Below are 19,207 nucleotides of genomic sequence, written 5' to 3' on the forward strand. Positions count from 1 at the left end.
CGAATGTGTTTAGAAAAAGCCCTTGGCGGGCAGCGGCGTGCCGTGGATCGCGTGGGCGCCCACCGCCATCGCCTTGTAGGACGCGGGGTTGTGCGACGCCAAGGCGCGGGCGTTGCGCCAAGGGCGGTCCAGGTTGACGGCGCGCAGGGTCGCCGACGCCCCGGCCACGTCAAAGATCAGGCCGCCGCTGCGCAGGGCCAGATCATCGACGACGATCTTCGCCTTGGCGGCGGCGAGCGCGGCGGCGTGGGCCAGAGCGGGATCGTCGATTCCCTCGTCCCGGCGGCGGGCCACGGCGTCGAGCGCGTCGGCGGCGGCCAGAACCTTGCTTGGCGCGGGCAAAATCTGCGGTGACAGCCAGCCGTTGCGGGCCAACGCCTCCCAAACCAGAACCAGCAGAACCGGCGCGATCCAGGATATGGCGATCAAACCGCGCGGGCCGACGGCGGTCCCGCCCGGTCCGCGCCGATCGTTCGACCGCTGGCGCTGGTGGAGCGGGGTGGCCGTGCTGGATGTGTGTTCGATGGCGCTCATGGGGATCTCCGCCGCGTGGGGGACGCCGGGCTATTCAGCGGCTGCGCGCGCGGGACGGTCGGTCGCGACCGTTTTGCCGACGCGCGGGAAAATTTCGGCGGCGAAGCGCCGCAGTTCGGATCGCAGCGGCTGGAATTGCAGCATGAACAGCTCGATCCCGGCGGCGTGGAAGGCCTGGATGCGTTCGGCCACCTGATCGTGGCTGCCGACCAGACCGGCGGCGGTCCCGCCGTCGCTGCCGAGCTGGTCATGGTCAGGCAGATGCGGGTTGACCGTGTGTTGCGCCACCAGGGTGGAATCGAATCCCAGCGCCTCGGCCTCCAGCACCACGGCGCGGTTGCGCTCCCATGAGGCGTCGAACGGCTCGGCCGGATCCTGCAAGGCGGCGCGCGGACCATGGACCGGCGCCCAAACGCCAAACCGGATCGTGGGGGAGGCCATGGCAATCGTCCTTATCGTCAGTGACTGTGGGGAAGGTGGGCGCCCAAAGGGTGAGAGCGCGGTCGCGTCGTTCTGTCGGTGGCGGTGGCGGTGACGGCTCGCCCTTAGAAATTTCTATTACACTAGTAGTCAAGTCAATATATAAATAATAATAACAGAGAATAAATGTTTTTATAAAGCAAGGCGCCGGGACGCGCTGCGCCTATCGCCCGCAATCGCTCCATCATCGGGTGGTCGATCTGACCCGCGACTGCGCGGGCGGCGGTTCCCAAAACGGATATGGATATGTGGACAGGGTCCCATCGAAAGCCCGTCGTCTGGCGAGGGCGACGGGCCTTTGCTGGATCAGGGCAAGGTCGAAGCGGGGCGGGGCAGCCCGAAATGATCGCGCAGGGTGGTCCCCTCATATTCGGTGCGGAACAGGCCGCGCTCTTGCAGGATCGGCACGACCTGTTCGACGAAATCGTCCAAGCCGCCGGGGAAATAGGGCGGCATGATGTTGAAGCCGTCCGCCGCGTGTCCCTCGAACCAGCGTTGCAGATCGTCGGCGATTTCGACCGCCGTGCCGCAGACCAGATGATGGCCGCGCCCGGCGGCGACCCGCTGGGCCAACTGGCGGATGGTCAAATTCTCGCGGCGGGCCAGCGCGATCAGCAATTGCGACCGGCTTTGCAACTGTTCGGACGGCGGCAGGTCCGGCAGCGGCCCGTCCAGATCATAGACCGAGACGTCGGTCCCCAGCCGTTCGTTCAGCAGCGGCAGGGCGTGCTGCGGGTCGGTCCAGCCTTCCAGCGTCGCCAGCTTGTCGCGGGCCTCCTGCGCGGTGCGCCCGATGATCGGCAGGAAACCCGGCATGATCGCCAGATGGTCGGGGCTGCGTCCTTGGGCGGGCAGGCGCGCCTTGAGGCTGGCGTAAAAGGCTTGCGCCTCCTCGAAGGTCTGTTGGGCGGTGAAGACGACGTCCGCCGTGCGCGCCGCCAGATCCTGGCCGGGGCCGGACGAGCCGGCCTGCACGATCACCGGATGGCCCTGCGGCGGGCGGGGGATGTTCAGCGGACCCTTGACCGAAAAATATTTCCCGACATGGTTGAGGACGCGCAGCTTGGAAACGTCGGCGTAGACGCCGCTGTCCTTGTCCTTGGGGAAGGCGCCGTCGTCCCAACTGTCCCACAGCCCCTTGACGACATCGACGAACTCCTGGGCCACCGCGTAACGTTCGTCATGGTCGGGGTGGCTGGCCCCGAAATTGGCGGCGGTGCGGGCGTAGGAGGTCGTCACCACGTTCCACGCCGCGCGCCCGCCGCTGAGATGGTCGATGGAGGCGAAGGCGCGGGCCAGATGGAACGGCTCGCCATAGGTGGTCGACGCCGTGGCGACCAGACCGATCCGGCTGGTGGACATGGCCAGCGCGGCCAGCAGGGTCAGCGGCTCGAACCGGGCGATCATCGACGGGTGGGCGTCGGCGCCGCTGGTCAGGCCGTCGGCCAGGAACAGCATGTCGAACTTGGCGCGTTCGGCGGTGGCGGCGATCCGTTGCAGATGGGCCAGATTTTCCGAGCCGGAATCCGCGCCCGGATAGCGCCACCCGGCGACATGATGCCCGGCGCCCTGAAGGAAAAGGCCGAGGTGAAGGCTGCGTTTGGGCGGAGTCATGACGGAGTCTTTCTGATGGATGGGCATGGCGGGTTCGTCTCGTCCTTCCCCGCCTTTTTTGTCAGGAAACCGGCTGTCCCAGCGCGGCGGTCAGGCCGCGCAGGTCGTCGCGCGTCGTCATGGCGAAGACGCGGGCGGGGACGTCGGCAAAGCGTGGGTTGCCGTTCGTCGCGTCCTGGAACTTGGCGTCGAGATCCTGCGCGCCCCGGATGCGGTTCACCCGGCGCGACAGGCGGGAGCCGTCGGCAAAGCGGATGGTCACGTCGGTGAAGCGGGTCGCCGGATCGTTCGACATGCGCGGCGCGTCCGGGTCGTGACGCCGTTCGACGCGGTCGAGCAGGGCCTGAACCGCCGGGGGAATCGACCGGTCGGCGAAGGTCGTCACCCCGAGATCGCCGTGGACGAGGGCCGAGGCGATGACGTATTCGACGCTGAAACGGCCCTCGACGCCGTTGGCGGGCCGCCGCACGACCAGGGCGGCGTCGCCGCCCGGCGGAAAGGTGGCGGTGATCGATTCGATGCGTGTCGGGTCGATGGCGTGACCAATGGCGTGGTCGGCGCGCAGGCCAAGCACCGCTTCCGCCGCGCAATGGGCCGCCGTGCAGCAGGGAAATTCCTTCAGAATCAGACCCGGGGTCACGATCTGCCACGGCTCACCCCAGCCACGCGTCGCCAAATCCGGCTGGGCGGCCCCAGCGGCAAAGGCCGAGAAAACGCTGATGGGGCCATCGAAGGCGTCGGGCGCGCCGCCGAATCCTCGGGCGGCCAGACGGGCGGCGGTCAGCCCGGCTTTCGCGGCGAAACCGGCGTGCCACGGCTTGGCGTCATAGCCGAATTGCAAACGCAGCCCGGAGGATTGCGTGGCGGCGAGGCCCAAGGCGACGGCGACCTGGGCGGCGTCCAAACCCAGAAGGCGGGCGACCGCCGCCGCCGCGCCGACGCTGCCCAGCGTCGCGGTGGCGTGAAAGCCGATCTCGTAATGGCGGCTGCCCAGCGCCAGACCCAGCCGGGCCATGGTTTCCAGCCCGACGATGTGGGCGGCGAGCAGATCCAGCGCGCTGGCGCCGCTCTCCTCCGCCGCCGCGAGCAGGGCGGGAAAAATCACCGTGCCGGGATGGCCGCGCACGCTGGCGTGGACGTCGTCGTAATCCAGCGCGTGACCGGCGTGACCGTTGGCGAGCGCCGCCGTGAAGGCGTCGGCCCGCGCCGCCCGGCCAATCAGCGTGGCGTCTCCGCCGCCCACGCCGCCCAGCGTGTCCAACAGAATCGCCAGAGCGGGATCGGTGGCCCCGGCGATGGCGCAGGCCAGGAAATCGACCAGCGCGACGCGGGCCGCTTGGACGGCCTCGGCGTCGGTCAAGGGATCGGAGGCGACGATCCGGCGGGCCAGGTCGGCGGTCAGCGTGTTCGTGGTGGGCGCGTTTGTGGTGAGCGAGGCGGTCATCGCGCCCGTCCTTCCGTTCCGGTGTTGGTGGCTTCGCGGCTTCCAAGCCCGGTGATGAAGGCGGTGACGCGCGGGTTGTCGTTGGTGTGGAAAATCGCGTCCGGCGGGCCTTGGGCGACGATGCGCCCGCCTTCGGTGAAGACGACCACGTCGCTGATCTCCTCAGCAAAGCGCATCTCATGGGTGACAAGGACGGAGGTCAGCCCGTCGCGGATCAGGTCGCGGATGACGGCCAGCACCTCGCCCACCGTTTCGGGGTCGAGCGCCGACGTCACCTCGTCGAACAGCACCAGTTCCGGGCGCATGGCCAGGGCGCGGGCGATGGCGACGCGCTGCTGTTGCCCGCCCGACAATTCGCCGGGATAGGCGCGCTCCTTGCCGGACAGGCGGACCCGATCCAGCAGTTCGCGGGCGTGGCGCTCCACCTCGTCGCGGGGACGCCCCAGGATGCGCACCGGGGCGATGGCGATGTTCTCCAACACCGACAGATGCGGGAACAGGTTGAATTGCTGAAAGACGAAGCCGATGCGCTTGCGCAGCGCCAAACGGTCGGCCTCGCGGGTCAATTGGTGCAGGGCGGTTCCCGCGACGTGGATTTCCCCGCGCTGCGGCGCGATCAGGCCGTTGATGCAGCGCAGGATGGTGGATTTTCCCGATCCCGACGGGCCGATGATCGACAGAGCTTCGCCCGGTCGAACGTCCAGATCGACGCCCTTCAGCACCTCGGTCGCGCCGAAGGACAGATGCACGTCGCGCAAGCGCACCAGCGGCGGGCGGTTGTCGGGGGGGAACAGGGGTGGTCATGATCGGCGCGTCACTCTCGGTTCAGACGGCGAAGCGGCGTTCGAGACGCTGGGTCAGCCGCGAAATCGGGTAGCAATAGGCGAAAAACGAGACGAGGACCGTCAGGTAGACCGCGATGGTGAAGTCGGCGCGGCGCACCGCCGTGCTGGCGTCGGTGGCGGCGTGCAGCAACTCCCCCACCCCGACGAGGGAGGCCAGGGCCGATCCCATGGCGATGGAGGCGTAGAGATTCATCCAGGCGGGCAGGGTGCGGCGCAGGCATTGCGGCAGGATGATCCAGCGCAACGTCCGCAACCGGGAAAAGCCCAGCGATCCTGCGGATTCCCATTGGGCGGTGGGGATGGATTGGATGGCGCCGCGCACGATTTCCGCGATGTGGGCGCTGGCCGGAATCGCCAGACCGACCACCGCCTTCAGCCAGTCGGGAAAGGCGACGGTTCCCCCCAACAGGGTGATTTCAAAGGGCATGGCGTAGGTGGTGGCGAAAATCAGCACCAGATGCGGCGCGTTGCGGAAGATGTGGACATAGGTGATCGCGGGCGTGCGGATCCAGCGGGCGGGGGCCAGTTCCATCACGCCGAGAATCAGGCCGATCAGGCTGCCGATGGCGATGGCGGCCACGCTGATGAGGATGTTCATGGCGAAGCTCTGAGCCAGATAGGGAACCCAGTCGATCAGGATCGCCGCCAAATCCGGTTGCAGCGCCGCCCACAGCGCCGCGACGGCGGCGACCGCCGCCATCACCGGGCGTCCGACCGACTGCGGGACCGGGCGAACCAGCAGACGCGCGCTCACGACCGCGCCCCCAGGCCGGGCACCGCCAGACGGCGTTCCAGCCACAGGCCGATCTGCGAGACCACCAGATTGATCGCGCTGAAGAACACCAGAATCACGACCATCAGTTCGACCACATTGTCGCGCTGCGTCCAGATCATGATCGAGGCGTAGGTGATCTCACCGACGGCGACCGCCGACCCCACCGTGGTCAGCTTCACCAGATTGACGAGGTTGTTGACGATGCTCGGCAAGGCGATGCGCAGAGCCAGCGGCAGTTCCACCCAGCGCAGAATCTCAAGCCGGTTGAAGCCCAGCGCGCGCGCCGCTTCCAGGGTTGTTTCCGGCGCCGCCTCGATTCCGGCGCGCAGCGCTTCGGCGTGATAGGCCGCGCCGTGCAACCCGACGACGAAGACCACCCAGAAAAACGCCCCGAACGGATTTTGCCCGGCCCCGCCCAGCGATTGGCTGATGAGCATGTTCAGGCCGAGAAAGGCGCAGGACAGTTGCACCAGCGTCGGCGTGTTGCGGGTCAACTCGACAAAGATCCGGGCGGGCAGGGCGAGCCAGCGCTGGCGCGCGGTCAGCGCCGCCGCCAGCAAAATCCCGGCGGCGAGGCTGACCGGAAGCACCGTCGCCACCAGCGTCAGGGTGGTGCGAAAGCCTTCCAGCCAGATGTCCCGCTCGTGCGGGCTGGTCAGGAAACCGACGTTGATGCCGTAGCTCTTGGCGGTCTTGACGAGATCAAGGAGAAGCGGATCGGTCATGATGCGACGGTCCCGGTCCCGTCACCGGCCCTTGTTGGCGTCGCGGGTTTCCAGGAAATAGGGGGTGATGGTCAGCCGGTGCCGTTCGGCGGCCTCGATGATCCAGCCCGATCCGTGCAGCTTGCGCATGATCCCGTCCAACGCCGCTTCCGTGTCCTTTTCCCCCTTGCGCACCCAGATGACGTTCAGGGAGGGCAAGAGATCCTCGTTGACCACGATTTCATAGTCTTTCCACTCCTCCGCGCGGTCGAGCAGCATGGTTTTCAGCGTGGCTCCCGTGTGCACGGCGACGTCGCACTGGCCGCCCTTCAGCGCCAGGACCGATTCCGGTTGGCTGGGGAAACCCCTGACCTGCGCGCCATGCTCTTCGATCAGCGGTTTGGTGAAGTTGGCCCCTTGCGACAGGCAGACGGATTTGCCCTTCAGATCGGACCATCTGTGAATGGCCCCGCCCTTGCGGCCAAGCGCGACGCCGCCGCTGCGCTCAAAGGCGGTGGGAACGAAATTGAGGATCTCGGCCCGCTCCTCGGTCCAGGACATGTTGGCGATCAGCAGATCGACCTTGCCCTGTTGGAGAAACTGCACCCGGTTGGGCGGCGTCACCGTGACGGTGTCCAGCTTCACCCCCAACCAGCGCGCCAGTTCGGTCGCCAGATCGATGTTGAAGCCCTTCTGTTCCTGCGTTTTGGCGTCGATGTAGCCAAACGGCGCGCCGGACAGGATGACGCCCGCGACCAGCGATCCGCGTTCCTTGATTTTGGTCAGCGTCGCGTCGGCTTGGGCGTTCGCCGAGAGGGTTCCAACGAACAGACCAAGGGCGGCGGCGGCGATGTGGCGCGCTGTGAGCATGGGGGAGTGTTCTCATATTATGTCTATAGATTAATAGAGATTATAGGCGGTTATTAACCTATCTGCAAAATAGATTTTTATCCGAGTCTGAACATTAATTTTGTAAAATATAGCCATCCCTCATGCGGCGGACGTCGCCGCCGCAAGGGGCACGAATAGGGTCACGAATAAAAACCCGGTTCCGGCAGGGCGCCGGTCAGCGTCCAGGCCCCCAGCTCCTTCAGCTTGTAGTCGATGGGGTCGTGCAGGGAATGGGTCCGCACGTTGCGCCAAAAACGGTCGAAGCCGTGGCGGGCGGCGGTGGCCCGCGCGCCCGTCACCTCGAACAGGCGGTGGCTGACGTCCAGCGCGGCCCGCGCGGCGGCGACCTTGAAGGTGGCGATGGCGAGCGCCGCCGCGCCGCGCCGCTCCGGCGTCAGCGTTCCCCGCCCGTCCCAGGCCAGTTGCAATTGGGAGAGCGCACGTTCCGCCAGCGCGTCGGCCCCGGCGACGGCGACGTGAAACTCCCCATAATGGCGCAGCACATAGGGATCCTCGGCGGCGCTGGCCACGCCGGAGGTCCGCCAGGGGCGGGACTGGTCGCGGGTGAAGGCCGCCGCTTCGGCCAAGGCGCCCTCGGCGATGCCAAGGTAAATGCTGGCGAGGATCGCTTGGGCGACGCAAGGGCGCAGGCTGGCGGCCGGGCCGCCATAGGGGCCGGGCGGTCCCAACAGCTCGTCCGCCTCGACCCGCACATCGGTGAAGGTGACGGTTCCGCTGTCGGTCTGGCGCTGCCCCATATTGTCCCAATCGTCGAGCACGGCGACGCCGGGCCGGGCCGTCGGCAGGGCCAGGACGCGGAACACGCCGTCGGCGTCGTCCGCCGAGACCAGCAGCAGATCGGAATCGCTGGCCCCGGAGCAAAAGCTCTTGACCCCGTTCAGGCGGAATCCGTCGCCGTCCGCCGTCAGACGGGTGCGGCGGTCCAGCGGGTTCAGCGCGTTGCCCCAGAACAGCGGGCCGTTCGCCGTCGCCGTCAACAGCCGCTCCTGCTGCCCCGGATGGCCGTAGAGCAGGACGGAGGCGACCATCAGATGTTGAAAGGCGAAGAGATGGGCCAGGGAGGAATCAACCCGCGCCAGTTCCCGCACCGCCCCCAAAATCTCCGGCCACCCGGCCCCCTGCCCGCCAAACGCGGTCGGAACCGCCAGGGTCAGCAGGCCGGACCGTCGGATGGCGTCGCGTTCGGTCTTGGCGGTTCCCCCGGCGCGGTCGCGCGCCACCGCCGTCGCGGCGAGGGCGCGCGTCAACTCATCCAGCGCCGCGCTCATCAGGAGGCGCTGCGCACGGGTTGCAGGCCGCCGAACGGGCTGACGAAGGCTACGGTCGGGGCCGGTTGGGCGGCGGGCGGCTGGGCGTTGACCGGCAGCAGCGGGAACAGCAGATCGGCGACGCGGTGCGCCTCCTCCAGATGCGGATAGCCGGACAGAATGAAGGAATCGATGCCGAGATCGCGGTATTCCAGCAGCCGGTCGGCGACCTGACGCGGGGTTCCGACCAGTGCGGTTCCGGCCCCACCGCGCACCAGCCCGACCCCGGCCCACAGGTTGGGCGACACCACCAGATCGGCGCGCGAGGCCAATTCGGTCATCCGCCGTTGGCCTTCGGATTCAAAACGGCGGAAGGCGCTGTGGGCGCTCTCCACCGCCTTGCGGTCGATCTTGCTGATGAGATGGTCGGCGGCGGCCCAGGCTTCGGCCTCCGTCTCGCGCACGATGATGTTGACGCGCAGGCCGTAGGTCAGCGTGCGGCCATGGCGGGCGGCGCGGGCGCGCACGTCGGCGATCTTGGCCGCCACCGCGTCGGGCGGCTCGGCCCAGGTCAGATAGGTGTCGAAATGCTCGGCCACCGCCGCGTGACCGGCGGGGGAGGAGCCGCCGAAGAACAGCGGCGGGTGCGGGCGCCGCACCGGGGTCAAGGGCGCTTCGGCCCCGCGCACGGTGACGTGCGCGCCCGCGAAATCCACCCGCTCGCCGCTCAACGCCCGTTTCCAGACGGTGAAGAACTCCGCCGCGTGGGCGTAGCGCGCGTCATGGTCCAGGAACACGCCGTCGCCCGCCAACTCGTCGGCGTCGCCGCCAGCGACGACGTTCAGGTAAAAGCGCCCGCCCGACAGCCGGTCCAGGCTGGCGGCCAGCCGCGCGGCGAAGGTCGGCGTCAGCGCCGACGGGCGGGTGGCGACCAGAAAGCGCAACCGCTCCGTCGCCGCGATCAGCGCCGCCGACACGATGTAGGGTTCCTCGCAGGTCTTGCCGCAGGGCGCCAGCACGCCGTGATAGCCGCGCTGGTCGGCGGCGACCGCGATCTGTTTCAAATAATCCAGGGTCGCCGGGCGGGACTCCACCTGACTGCCGAGAAAGGGACCGTCGCCGTGCACCGGCAGGAACCAGAAAACATCCATGGCGGGAAATCCTGAAAAGGCGGGGAGGGGACGGTCAGAGATCAAGCTTCAGCAGGCGCGCGGCGTTGCCGGACAGAACCCCGTCCAACACGGCCTCGTCGAAGCCCAGCGCCAGGAAATCATCGACCGTCTGCTTCATCGCCCGGAAGGGGAAGGAGGTGCCGAACAGAAGCTGGTCGCGCAGGAAGCCGTTGGCGGCCTCGACGTACAAACGGCTGCCCGGCAGGAAGATGTACATGTCCGGCACGATGTGGACGTTGGCGTAACGGAAGGCGATGCCGATGATTTCGTTCACATGCGGCCAAAAACCGTGGTGGCAGACGATGGTCAGGTTGGGGAAATTGCGGGCGACGCGCCCGACCGCCGCCGGATCGTTGAAACGCGGGTCGGGCGTGGTCGGCCCGCTCATCAGGAACACCGGGACGCCCAATTGGTCGCACGCCTCATAGACCGGCAGCAGCAGCGGATCGTCGAAGGCGATGGCGGGGTCGAGGAATCCCGGCTCGACGTTGATCCCCTTCAGGCCAAGCTTGGTGATGGCCCGTTCAACCTCGGCGACGGCGGCCTTGACGCCCTGGCGCTGCGGATCGACGGAGCCGACGCCGATCAACTCCCGCCGCCCGTCGATCAAGGACACGACCTGATCGTTGCTGGTGCTGACGCCCGGCGTGTCGCGCCCGATCAACGCCGCCGCCGTGATGCCCGCGTCGCGGATTTCGGCGATGAAGCCGTCGAGCGTGTAGGAGCGGGTGAAGTGATCGTCTTCTTTCGACCCGACGCGGCGGTTCAACCATTTCGCCGCGTCATAGGCCGGTGTGCCGGGGGTGGCGCCGTAGAAATCATGCAGGAAGGCGGGGCGGCTGCGCAGATCGATGATGGGGCGGGTCACGGTCAAAGGCTCCGAATGTGGTGTGATCCGTTTAAAGGCAACATCGATGCCAAGAAGACTTTCTATTGTTTTTCAGATAGTTGTCGTGTGCACCCGCCAGTTCCGCCGTTGCCAATGCAGCACCCCGCCGGGATGGTGCTGCATTGGCAACGGGCGTCACGCCCGCATCCACACCGCGTCGCGGACGGAGATGCTGGAGCGCAGCATGCCCAGCGCGTGGAAGCTGTCGGCCACGCCCTGCTGTTGGCGCACCGTGCGGTCGTCCAGCGGCTTTGCCCCGTAGGTCAGGCGGCTGAAGGCCAGTTCCAGGGCCGGCGCCTCGATGCCGAAGGCGCGGGTCATGCTGCGCGCGGCCTCGGCGGCGTGCAGGGCGGCGTATTCCCCGGCCTTGCCCAACTCGTCCAGCAGGATGGCGACGGCCTCCGGGTTGCGGTCGGCGAAGGATTGGTTGGTCAGGTAGAATTGATGGTTGGGGACCAGCCCGTGGCCGTCGGTCAGCACGCGGGTGTCGTTGCGGATCTGCGCCGACGACAGCAGGGGATCCCAGATGGCCCAGGCGTCGATCCGGCCATCGACCAGCGCCTCCAGCGCGTCGGTCGGGCGCATGTGGACCGGCTGGACGTCGTCGAAGGACAGGCCTTGCGCCTGCAAGGCGCGCAGCAGGAAGTAATGGACGTTCGACCCCTTGTGCAGGGCGACCGTGCGTCCGCGCAGATCGCCGGTTGCCTGAAAGGGGCTGTCGCGGCGCACCAGCAGCGCTTCGCCGCTGGGGGCGGGCGGTTCGTGGCCGACATAGACCAGGGGCACGCCCGCCGCCTGGGCGAACACCGGCGGCGCTTCGCCGGTGGCGACGAACTCCACCCGCATGCTGTCCAGCGCGTCCATCAATTGCGGGCCGGACAGGAACTCGGTCCAGGTGACGCGGTAGCCATGGGCGGCCAGCCGCTGTTCCAGCGCGCCGCGCATCTTCAGAATGTTCGAGGTGCCGTATTTCTGATAGCCGATGGGCAGGTCGGTCAGGCGGCGGATGGGCCGCTGGATCGTTGGCGGTTGCGTCGGCTTGGCCGGGGTTGGCGCGTCGCTGCGGCGGCGCGGGGCGATGGCCCCGAGATGGGCCAATTGGGTGCGAAAGGCGTTGCGCGTCAGCCCCAGACTGTCGGCGGCGCGCACCTGATTGCCGTCGGCCAGATCGAAGGCGGCGCGGATCACGCTGCGGGTCACGCGCTCGTGGATGTCGGATTCGCCGTCGGCGATGGCGCGTTCGGTCAGAATCTTGACCGCGCTTTCCAGATCGACCGTTTCGACTGCGGACCCGGCGGCGGCCTCCGCGCGCCCGTGGTTTTGGCAGCGCTGGCGGATGTCGTCGGGGCCGATGACCGGGCCGGGGGCCAGCAGCGCCGCGTTGTGCAGGGTGTTTTCCAATTGGCGGATGTTGCCGGGCCAGGCGCATTGAACCAGGCGGCGCAGCGCCTCGTCCCCGATGGTCAGTTCCGGGCGGTTCAGCCGCTCCTTGTAGAGATCCAGGAAATGCTCGGCCAGCGTCGGGATGTCGCCGGGCCGTTCGCGCAGCGGGGCCAGCCGCACGGAGGCGACGTTCAGGCGGAAATAGAGATCCTCGCGGAACCGCTTGGCCTGGACGGCGGCCTCCAGATCCACGTTGGTGGCGGCGATGACGCGGACGTCGACCGGAATGGGGCGGCGCGAGCCGACCCGCACCACCTCCCGCTCTTGCAGAACGCGCAGCAGCTTGACCTGGAGCGTCGGCGGCAGGTCGCCGATTTCGTCCAACAGCAGGGTGCCGCCGTTGGCCGCCTCGAACCAGCCCGCTTGCGTCTTCAGCGCGCCGGTGAAGGCGCCCTTCTCGTAACCGAACAGCTCGGCCTCGGCCAAACTGTCGCTGAAGGCGCCGCAATTGACGGCGACGAACGGCCCGGAGCGGCGCAGGCTGTTGGCGTGGATGTAGCGGGACACCAGCTCTTTCCCTGTGCCGGTCTCGCCGATCACCAGCAGGGTGGCGTCCGACGGCGCGATGCGGTCCAGATTGGCGCGCAACCGCTGCGACACCGGATCCTGGAACACCATGGCGGTGGCGCGGATGGTCGTCTGACAGCGCTTCCGGGCTTCCGGGTCGAAGGACACGATCCGGCGTTGGTCGCGATCCGACGCGCGGATCCCCGGCCCCTGAAGGCTGGACCAATCGGCAAGCGGGCTGTCTTTGCTCATGACGACACCAAGGCTGTGAACGGCGCTCTGTAATCCCACTGTATGAATATGCATTGCCGTTATAAACAACAAAATTTTAATGTCTATAAAGTGAAAATCACGGAAAACTCTGTTGCATGTGCAGCAGCCTTCCGGCGGCGCTGTTGCGTATGAAGCCCCGCGCCGGGGCGGCGCCGTTCAATGAATTCTTTAAAAACAGTGGATTGGATGAATGGCACGCCGCTTGCCAAGGAGGGTGTGGATCGCTGCAAACAACAAACGGATGCGCAAGATGGGTAAGATCAAGGTCGTCGCGGTGTCGGGCAATCTCGGCGGTCGGTCGCGGACGCGGACGCTGGTGGACGCCGTGACGCGGGAGATCGGCGCGCTGGCCCAGGAATCGGGAACCGGCGTCGCGCTGACCGACATCACCGTCGGCGATCTGGCCCCGGAGCTTGGCGTCCTGACCAACCCCAACGCCATTCCCCCGGGCGTGGCGGCGGCGCTGGACGCCATCGTCGGCGCCGATCTGCTGGTCGTCGGGTCGCCCGTCTACAAGGGATCTTACACCGGCCTGTTCAAGCATCTGATCGACTTCATCGACCCCAACGCCCTGATCGGCCTGCCCGTCGTGCTGACGGCGACCGGCGGCAGCCCGCGCCACGCGCTGGTGATCGAGCATCAGTTGCGCCCGCTGTTCGGCTTTTTCCAGGCCCAGACCGTGCCGACCGGCGTCTTCGCGCTCGACGGCGATTTCGTCGATTACCGGCTGACCAGCCCGGAGATCGCGGCGCGGGCGCGCAAGGCCGCCGACGAGGCGGTGCGTCTGGCCGCGCTGGGCCGTTTGACGGCGCGCGAACCTGTCGCCGCCTGACCCGCCGCAAGACTCCGCACCCTTTCTCATCCCTTCGTCTGGAGACGACGCATCATGACCGACCCCCCGGCCCAGCCCGTGAAATTCGCCTATTGGGTTCCCAACGTGTCCGGCGGTCTTGTCATCAGCAAGATCGAACAGCGCACAAGCTGGGACATCGACTACAACCGGAAGCTCGCCCAGATCGCCGAACAGGCCGGGTTCGACTACGCGCTGAGCCAGATTCGCTTCACCGCCGGGTACGGCGCCGACAACCAGCATGAATCGGTGTCCTTCACCCACGCCCTGCTGGCGGCGACGGAAAAGTTGAACGTCATCGCCGCCGTGCTGCCCGGCCCGTGGCGCCCGGCCCTGTTGGCCAAGCAGGTGGCCACCATCAGCCATCTGACCAAGGGCCGCGTCGCCGTCAACATCGTCAGCGGCTGGTTCCGGGGCGAGTTCCAGGCGATTGGCGAGCCGTGGCTGGACCATGACGAGCGTTACCGCCGGTCTGAGGAGTTCATCCGCGTGGTGCGCGGAATCTGGTCGCAGGACAATTTCTCGTTCAACGGCGATTTCTACCGCTTCCATGACTACACGCTGAAGCCCAAGCCGCTGGCCCCGCTGCCGGAAATCTTCCAGGGCGGCAGCTCGCGCGCGGCGCGCGACATGGCGGCGCGGGTGTCGGATTGGTACTTCACCAACGGCAACACGCCCGACGGCATCAAGGCGCAGATCGACGACATCCGCGCCAAAGAGGCCGGGACCGACCACAAGGCCAAGATCGGCGTCAACGCCTTCGCCATCGTCCGCGAAACCGAGGCGGAGGCCCGCGCCGTGCTGGCCGAAATCCTGGAAAAGGCCGATCCCGACGCGGTCAAGGGCTTCCACCACGAGGTCCAGAACGCCGGAAACGCCTCGCCTGAGCGCGAAGGCAATTGGGCGAAATCGACCTTCGAGGATCTGGTCCAGTACAACGACGGCTTCAAAACCAACCTGATCGGCACGCCGCGCCAGGTGGCCGAGCGCATCGTCGCCCTGAAGGCCATCGGCGTCGATCTGGTGCTGCTGGGCTTCCTGCATTTCCAGGAAGAGGTGGAGTATTTCGGCAAGCACGTCGTGCCGCTGGTCCGCGAGTTGGAAGAGGCGGCGGCGCGCGTGGCGGTTCCGGTCTGATTTGGACGGGATTTCCTCAAGCGTCGTCGCCTTGTTTTTCCCCCTCCCTAACCCTCCCCCGCTTTGCGGGAGAGGGGATGGAACGCGCCTTTCCGCAAGGCCCCCTCTCCCGCTGGCAAGCGGGGGAGGGTCGGGGAGGGGGCAACCGTCCGCCGAACCATGTCATCGGAGCCACCCCCATGCCCGCCGTCGCCCTCGCATCATCCCCCGACACGCCCGCCGCGCTGGCGGTGGAACGGGTGTCGTTGTCGTTCGGCGGCGTCGTCGCGCTCAGCGAGGTTGACCTGTCGGTGGCGCCGGGGGAAATCCGCGCCATCATCGGGCCGAACGGGGCGGGGAAAAGCTCGCTGCTGAACGTGGTCAGCGGGCTGTACAAGCCCGATCACGGGCGGGTCTGGCTGTCGGGCCACAGCTTCGCCCAGACGCCGACCGACCGGCTGGCCCATCTGGGAGTCGCCCGAACCTTCCAGAATCTGGCGCTGTTCAGGGGGTTGTCGGTGCTCGACAATGTGGCGAGCGGCTTGACCCACAGCCTGCGGGCCGGGGTGTTGGCGCAGATCGTCGGCTCGCCGCTGGCCCGGCGTGAAAAGCGGGCGGTGGAGGAGCGGGCCGAGGAGGCCATCGCCTTTTTCCATCTGGAGTCCTACCGCGACCGTCCGGTCGGCGGCCTGCCCTACGGCGTGCAAAAGCGGGTGGAACTGGCCCGCGCCCTGATCGCCCGCCCGCATCTGCTGCTGTTGGACGAACCGATGGCCGGGATGACGCTGACCGAAAAGCGCGAGCTGACCGGCTACATCCGCGCCGTTCGCGACCGTCACAACACCACCATCGTCCTGATCGAACACGACGTCGGCGTGGTGATGGGGCTGTCCGACCGCATCGCCGTTCTGGATTACGGGCGGCGCATCGCCGACGGCACGCCCGAGGAGATCCGCAACAACCAGACGGTCATCGACGCCTATCTCGGCGTCGCCCACGACCTGGAAGCCGGGGAGGGCATCTGAGCCATGGATTGGCCGTTTTTCACCGAGGTGCTGGTCGGCGGCCTGCTGTCGGGGGTGATGTACTCCCTGGTCGCCATCGGATTCGTGCTGATTTACAAAACCTCCGGCGTGCTGAACTTCGCCCAGGGCGCGCTGCTGCTGTTCGCCGCGCTGACCTTCGTCAGCCTGACCGAGCGCGGCTTGCCCTTTTGGGCGGCGTTGCTGCTGACGCTGGCGGCGATGGTCGCCATCGGGGCGACGATTGAGCGGACGGTTCTGCGCCCGCTGGTCAACCAACCGCCGATCACCCTGTTCATGGCGACGCTCGGCGTCTCCTACGTCATCGAAGGGGCGGCGCAATTGCTCTGGGGAACCCAGGTGCATGGGCTGGAACTGGGCGTTGACGACGTGCCGCTGGAGATTTCCGGCGTGCTTGTCAGCACCTTCGACCTGTTCGCGGCGGCGGTGGCCGGGGCGATGGTCGCGGCGCTGACCCTGTTCTTCCGCTACACCCGCATCGGCTTGGGCTTTCGCGCCGTGGCCGACGATCAATTGGCGGCGCTGGCGGTCGGCCTCAGCCTGGACCGGATTTGGACCAGCGTGTGGACCGCCGCCGGGGTGGTGGCGCTGGTCGCCGGGCTGCTGTGGGGCGCGCGGCTGGGGGTGCAATTCTCGTTGTCGCTGGTGGTGTTGAAGGCGCTGCCGGTGCTGGTGCTCGGCGGTTTCGATTCCATCGCCGGGGCGATCGTCGGCGGCCTGATCGTCGGCGCGGTCGAAAAGCTGGCCGAGGTCTACATCGGCCCCTTCTTCGGCGGCGGGATCGAGGGGTGGATCGCCTATGTCGCCGCCCTGGGCTTCCTGCTGATCCGCCCCGCCGGTCTGTTCGGCGCCAAGCTGGTCGAAAGGGTCTGACATCATGACCGACGCTGTTCTGAAACCATCCGAAACCGCCGCCAGCGGTCTGCCGCTGACCGCGCTTGGCGTTGGCGCGCTGCTGGTGGTCGCCTTCGGCGTGCTGCCGCTGGTCGGCGGCGAGTATCTGTTCGACGCCATTCTCACGCCCTTTCTGGCGCTGGCGTTGGCCGGGTTGGGGCTGAACATCCTGACCGGCTACACCGGGCAGGTGTCGCTGGGATCGTCGGCCTTCATGGCGGTCGGCGCCTACGCCGCCTACAATCTGTCGCTCCGCCTGCCGGGCCTGCCCTTCCTGATCGACATTCTGCTGGCGGGCGTCGTCGCGGCGGCGGTCGGGTTGGTGTTCGGGCTGCCGAGCCTGCGGCTGCGCGGCTTTTATCTGGCGGTGTCGACACTGGCCGCGCAGTTCTTCGTCCAATGGGTGTTCAACAAGTTCGGCTGGTTTTCCAACGGCAGCGCGTCGGGCGTCATCACCGTGCCGCCGCTGAAGATCGCGGGCGTCGCCCTGGACGGATCGGTCGGGCGCTACCTGTTTTCGCTGAGCGTCGTCACGCTGGTGACGCTGCTGGTGTGGCGGATCACCCGGTCGGCGACCGGGCGCAGCCTGATCGCGGTGCGCGACCATGAGACGGCGGCCCGTGTGATCGGCGTGCCGGCGCTGCGCGTCAAGCTGTTCGCCTTTGGCCTGTCATCCTTCGTCATCGGCGTCGCCGGGGTGCTGTGGGCCTTCGCCTATCTGCGCACGGTCGAACCGGCGGGCTTCAACCTGGACCGTTCCTTTCAAATTCTCTTCATCGTCATCATCGGCGGGCTGGCCTCCATCCGGGGGGCCTTCCTGGGAGCCGCGCTGATCGTCGTCTTCCCGCTGCTTCTGGCCCGGCTGGGCGAGGCGCTGCTGGGCGGGCTGTTCGATTCCGGCGTCCTGGAGATGAGCCAGCGCATCGTGCTGGGCCTGCTCATCATCGGCTTTTTGATCGCCGAACCGGCGGGGCTGTCGGCCCTGCTGGACCGGGGGTGGCGGCGTCTGACCGCGCGCGCCCGTCCCTGACCCCTTTCCGTCCCATTCCTGACTGTTCATCAACGGAGACTCTCCTGATGTCGCTTCCGACCGCCCTCAAATCGGCCTTTTTCGCGGCCCTGCTTGGGACCGCCGCCCTCACCCCGTTGGCGGGCGCGCAGGCGGACGAGCAGTATTTTCCGCTGCAAAGCTACCGCGTCGGTCCCTACGCCGCTGGCGGCACCGGCTTTTTCGGCGGGTTCATCGATTATCTGAATCTCGTCAACACGCGGGACGGCGGCGTCAACGGCGTCAAGCTGACCTGGGACGAGTGCGAAACCCAGTATGAGGTCGAACGCGGCGTCGAATGCTACAAGCGGCAGAAGAGCAAGCCGGGCGTCGCCGCCTGGAACCCGCTGTCGGTCGGCATCGCCTACGCCATGATCGACGATGTCGGGCGCGACAAGGCGCCGCTCATCACCGTCAACCATGGCCGCACCGATTCGACCGACGGGCGCGTGTTCAAATACGTCTTCCCGCTGCTGCTGAATCCCTACAGCGAAACCTCTGGCATCGTGAATTACATCGCGGCCAAGGAAGGCGGCCTCGACAAGCTGAAGGGCAAGAAGCTGGCGGTGCTCTACCACGGCTCGCCCTATGGCAAGGAAACCATCCCGGTCTATCAACTGCTGGCCGAAAAATACGGCTTCAGCGTCGAACAGATCGAAGTGCCGCATCCAGGCAACGAGCAGCAATCGCAATGGCTGTTGATCCGCCGGTCCAAGCCGGATTACGTGGTGCTGCGCGGCTGGGGCGTGATGAATCCGGTGGCCTTGAAGACGGCGCAAAAGGTCGGTTTCCCGGTTGACCACATCATCGGCAACGTCTGGTCCAATTCGGAAGAGGACGTGATCCCGGCGGGCGAGGCGGCCAAGGGCTACACCGCCATCACCACCCAGGCGTCGGGCGCCGAATACCCGGTGCTTCAGGAGATCGTGAAAACGGTCTATGGCGCGAACAAGGGCAATCTGGACGACAAGAAGCGCATCGGCAGCGTTTACCACAATCTCGGCATCGTCAACGGCATCCTGAACGTCGAGGCGGTGCGCGTCGCCCAGGCCAAATTCGGCAAGCGCACCCTGACCGGCGACGAGGTGCGGTGGGGCTTCGAGCATCTGAAGCTGGACGCCGCGCGGGTCGAGGCGCTGGGGGCCAAGGGTCTGTTCCATTCCATCAACGTCAGCGTCGCCAACCACGAGGGCGAAGGGCGGGTGACGTTCCAGCAGTGGGACGGCGGCAAATGGAAGGTGGTGTCCGATTGGATCGCGCCGGATTGGGCCTTGCTGCGCCCGATCATCGAAAAATCCTCGCTGGCCTACGCCGCCGAACACGGGATCACGCCGCGCGACCCGGCGGCGGAAGAGGCGAGCAACTGAGGGAGCCGCTTTTTAAGCGTGCTCCGCATGCCCCCTCCCTAGCCCTCCCC

At 67.2% G+C, this 19,207-nt stretch carries 18 protein-coding genes; 6 read left to right on the forward strand and 12 right to left on the reverse strand.

The annotated features are described in order from the left end of the window. Positions 1-9: 9 nt before the first annotated feature. The 12 genes from ACODS4_RS25025 to ACODS4_RS25080 all read right to left on the reverse strand — a co-directional run bounded on the left by ACODS4_RS25025 (position 10) and on the right by ACODS4_RS25080 (position 12,818). The gene (locus ACODS4_RS25025; RefSeq protein ID WP_488868388.1) at positions 10-534 is read right to left on the reverse strand and encodes a hypothetical protein; all 525 of its coding nucleotides are present in this window, start codon (positions 532-534) and stop codon (positions 10-12) included. A gap of 30 nt (positions 535-564) precedes the next feature. Next, positions 565-975 (reverse strand): hypothetical protein, encoded by a 411-nt coding sequence (locus tag ACODS4_RS25030; RefSeq protein ID WP_488868389.1) that lies wholly within the window; start codon positions 973-975, stop codon positions 565-567. Between the two features lie 345 nt (positions 976-1,320). Further along, the gene (locus tag ACODS4_RS25035; RefSeq protein WP_488868390.1) at positions 1,321-2,628 is read right to left on the reverse strand and encodes an LLM class flavin-dependent oxidoreductase; all 1,308 of its coding nucleotides are present in this window, start codon (positions 2,626-2,628) and stop codon (positions 1,321-1,323) included. Positions 2,629-2,689: 61 nt separating this feature from the next. Continuing rightward, a complete protein-coding gene (locus ACODS4_RS25040; protein ID WP_488868391.1) occupies positions 2,690-4,072 on the reverse strand; it encodes an MmgE/PrpD family protein in 1,383 nt (460 codons plus the stop codon). Beyond that, positions 4,069-4,839 carry an amino acid ABC transporter ATP-binding protein gene (locus ACODS4_RS25045; protein ID WP_488868416.1) on the reverse strand — a complete coding sequence of 257 codons (771 nt, stop codon included), beginning with the start codon at positions 4,837-4,839 and terminating at the stop codon, positions 4,069-4,071. The genes ACODS4_RS25040 and ACODS4_RS25045 overlap by 4 nt, the downstream gene beginning before the upstream one ends. Before the next feature lie 58 nt (positions 4,840-4,897). Then, positions 4,898-5,671: an amino acid ABC transporter permease gene (locus tag ACODS4_RS25050; protein ID WP_488868392.1), complete on the reverse strand. Its 774-nt coding sequence runs from the start codon at positions 5,669-5,671 to the stop codon at positions 4,898-4,900. Further along, positions 5,668-6,417 (reverse strand): amino acid ABC transporter permease, encoded by a 750-nt coding sequence (locus ACODS4_RS25055; RefSeq protein ID WP_488868393.1) that lies wholly within the window; start codon positions 6,415-6,417, stop codon positions 5,668-5,670. Before ACODS4_RS25055 ends, ACODS4_RS25050 begins: the two co-directional genes overlap by 4 nt. 21 nt (positions 6,418-6,438) lie before the next feature. Beyond that, the gene (locus ACODS4_RS25060) at positions 6,439-7,266 is read right to left on the reverse strand and encodes a transporter substrate-binding domain-containing protein (protein WP_488868394.1); all 828 of its coding nucleotides are present in this window, start codon (positions 7,264-7,266) and stop codon (positions 6,439-6,441) included. Between the two features lie 161 nt (positions 7,267-7,427). Next, positions 7,428-8,576, reverse strand: a complete 1,149-nt coding sequence (locus tag ACODS4_RS25065; protein ID WP_488868395.1) for an acyl-CoA dehydrogenase family protein — start codon at positions 8,574-8,576, stop codon at positions 7,428-7,430. After that, positions 8,576-9,706 carry an FMNH2-dependent alkanesulfonate monooxygenase gene (ssuD, locus tag ACODS4_RS25070; RefSeq protein ID WP_488868396.1) on the reverse strand — a complete coding sequence of 377 codons (1,131 nt, stop codon included), beginning with the start codon at positions 9,704-9,706 and terminating at the stop codon, positions 8,576-8,578. The genes ACODS4_RS25065 and ssuD overlap by 1 nt, the downstream gene beginning before the upstream one ends. A 34-nt stretch (positions 9,707-9,740) precedes the next feature. After that, positions 9,741-10,595 (reverse strand): amidohydrolase family protein, encoded by an 855-nt coding sequence (locus ACODS4_RS25075; RefSeq protein ID WP_119833170.1) that lies wholly within the window; start codon positions 10,593-10,595, stop codon positions 9,741-9,743. Positions 10,596-10,751: 156 nt separating this feature from the next. Further along, entirely contained in the window at positions 10,752-12,818 is a 2,067-nt protein-coding gene (locus ACODS4_RS25080; protein WP_488868397.1) for a sigma-54-dependent Fis family transcriptional regulator, read from the reverse strand. Positions 12,819-13,089: 271 nt separating this feature from the next. Here ACODS4_RS25080 and msuE point away from each other — a divergent pair, with 271 nt between their 5' ends. The 6 genes from msuE to ACODS4_RS25110 all read left to right on the forward strand — a co-directional run bounded on the left by msuE (position 13,090) and on the right by ACODS4_RS25110 (position 19,157). Beyond that, positions 13,090-13,671, forward strand: coding sequence for an FMN reductase (gene msuE / locus ACODS4_RS25085; RefSeq protein WP_488868398.1), 582 nt, complete (start codon positions 13,090-13,092; stop codon positions 13,669-13,671). Between the two features lie 54 nt (positions 13,672-13,725). Further along, positions 13,726-14,826, forward strand: a complete 1,101-nt coding sequence (gene sfnG, locus ACODS4_RS25090) for a dimethylsulfone monooxygenase SfnG (RefSeq protein WP_488868399.1) — start codon at positions 13,726-13,728, stop codon at positions 14,824-14,826. 179 nt (positions 14,827-15,005) lie between these two features. Beyond that, positions 15,006-15,830 (forward strand): ABC transporter ATP-binding protein, encoded by an 825-nt coding sequence (locus ACODS4_RS25095; protein ID WP_488868400.1) that lies wholly within the window; start codon positions 15,006-15,008, stop codon positions 15,828-15,830. A 3-nt stretch (positions 15,831-15,833) separates the two neighbouring features. After that, a complete protein-coding gene (locus tag ACODS4_RS25100) occupies positions 15,834-16,721 on the forward strand; it encodes a branched-chain amino acid ABC transporter permease (protein WP_488868401.1) in 888 nt (295 codons plus the stop codon). 4 nt (positions 16,722-16,725) lie between these two features. After that, positions 16,726-17,772 carry a branched-chain amino acid ABC transporter permease gene (locus tag ACODS4_RS25105; RefSeq protein ID WP_488868402.1) on the forward strand — a complete coding sequence of 349 codons (1,047 nt, stop codon included), beginning with the start codon at positions 16,726-16,728 and terminating at the stop codon, positions 17,770-17,772. A gap of 47 nt (positions 17,773-17,819) precedes the next feature. Next, positions 17,820-19,157: an ABC transporter substrate-binding protein gene (locus ACODS4_RS25110; RefSeq protein ID WP_488868403.1), complete on the forward strand. Its 1,338-nt coding sequence runs from the start codon at positions 17,820-17,822 to the stop codon at positions 19,155-19,157. Positions 19,158-19,207: the final 50 nt, after the last annotated feature.

The organism is Azospirillum sp. FG154 (assembly GCF_057809575.1).

Excerpts from the sequence above, each read along its gene's own strand:
- ACODS4_RS25025 (WP_488868388.1), bottom strand. The coding sequence starts at position 534 with ATGAGCGCCATCGAACACACATCCAGCACGGCCACCCCGCTCCACCAG.
- ACODS4_RS25030 (WP_488868389.1), bottom strand. The coding sequence starts at position 975 with ATGGCCTCCCCCACGATCCGGTTTGGCGTTTGGGCGCCGGTCCATGGT.
- ACODS4_RS25035 (WP_488868390.1), bottom strand. The coding sequence starts at position 2,628 with ATGACTCCGCCCAAACGCAGCCTTCACCTCGGCCTTTTCCTTCAGGGC.
- ACODS4_RS25040 (WP_488868391.1), bottom strand. The coding sequence starts at position 4,072 with ATGACCGCCTCGCTCACCACAAACGCGCCCACCACGAACACGCTGACC.
- ACODS4_RS25055 (WP_488868393.1), bottom strand. The coding sequence starts at position 6,417 with ATGACCGATCCGCTTCTCCTTGATCTCGTCAAGACCGCCAAGAGCTAC.
- ACODS4_RS25060 (WP_488868394.1), bottom strand. The coding sequence starts at position 7,266 with ATGCTCACAGCGCGCCACATCGCCGCCGCCGCCCTTGGTCTGTTCGTT.
- ACODS4_RS25065 (WP_488868395.1), bottom strand. The coding sequence starts at position 8,576 with ATGAGCGCGGCGCTGGATGAGTTGACGCGCGCCCTCGCCGCGACGGCG.
- ssuD (WP_488868396.1), bottom strand. The coding sequence starts at position 9,706 with ATGGATGTTTTCTGGTTCCTGCCGGTGCACGGCGACGGTCCCTTTCTC.
- ACODS4_RS25080 (WP_488868397.1), bottom strand. The coding sequence starts at position 12,818 with ATGAGCAAAGACAGCCCGCTTGCCGATTGGTCCAGCCTTCAGGGGCCG.
- msuE (WP_488868398.1), top strand. The coding sequence starts at position 13,090 with ATGGGTAAGATCAAGGTCGTCGCGGTGTCGGGCAATCTCGGCGGTCGG.
- sfnG (WP_488868399.1), top strand. The coding sequence starts at position 13,726 with ATGACCGACCCCCCGGCCCAGCCCGTGAAATTCGCCTATTGGGTTCCC.
- ACODS4_RS25095 (WP_488868400.1), top strand. The coding sequence starts at position 15,006 with ATGCCCGCCGTCGCCCTCGCATCATCCCCCGACACGCCCGCCGCGCTG.
- ACODS4_RS25100 (WP_488868401.1), top strand. The coding sequence starts at position 15,834 with ATGGATTGGCCGTTTTTCACCGAGGTGCTGGTCGGCGGCCTGCTGTCG.
- ACODS4_RS25105 (WP_488868402.1), top strand. The coding sequence starts at position 16,726 with ATGACCGACGCTGTTCTGAAACCATCCGAAACCGCCGCCAGCGGTCTG.
- ACODS4_RS25110 (WP_488868403.1), top strand. The coding sequence starts at position 17,820 with ATGTCGCTTCCGACCGCCCTCAAATCGGCCTTTTTCGCGGCCCTGCTT.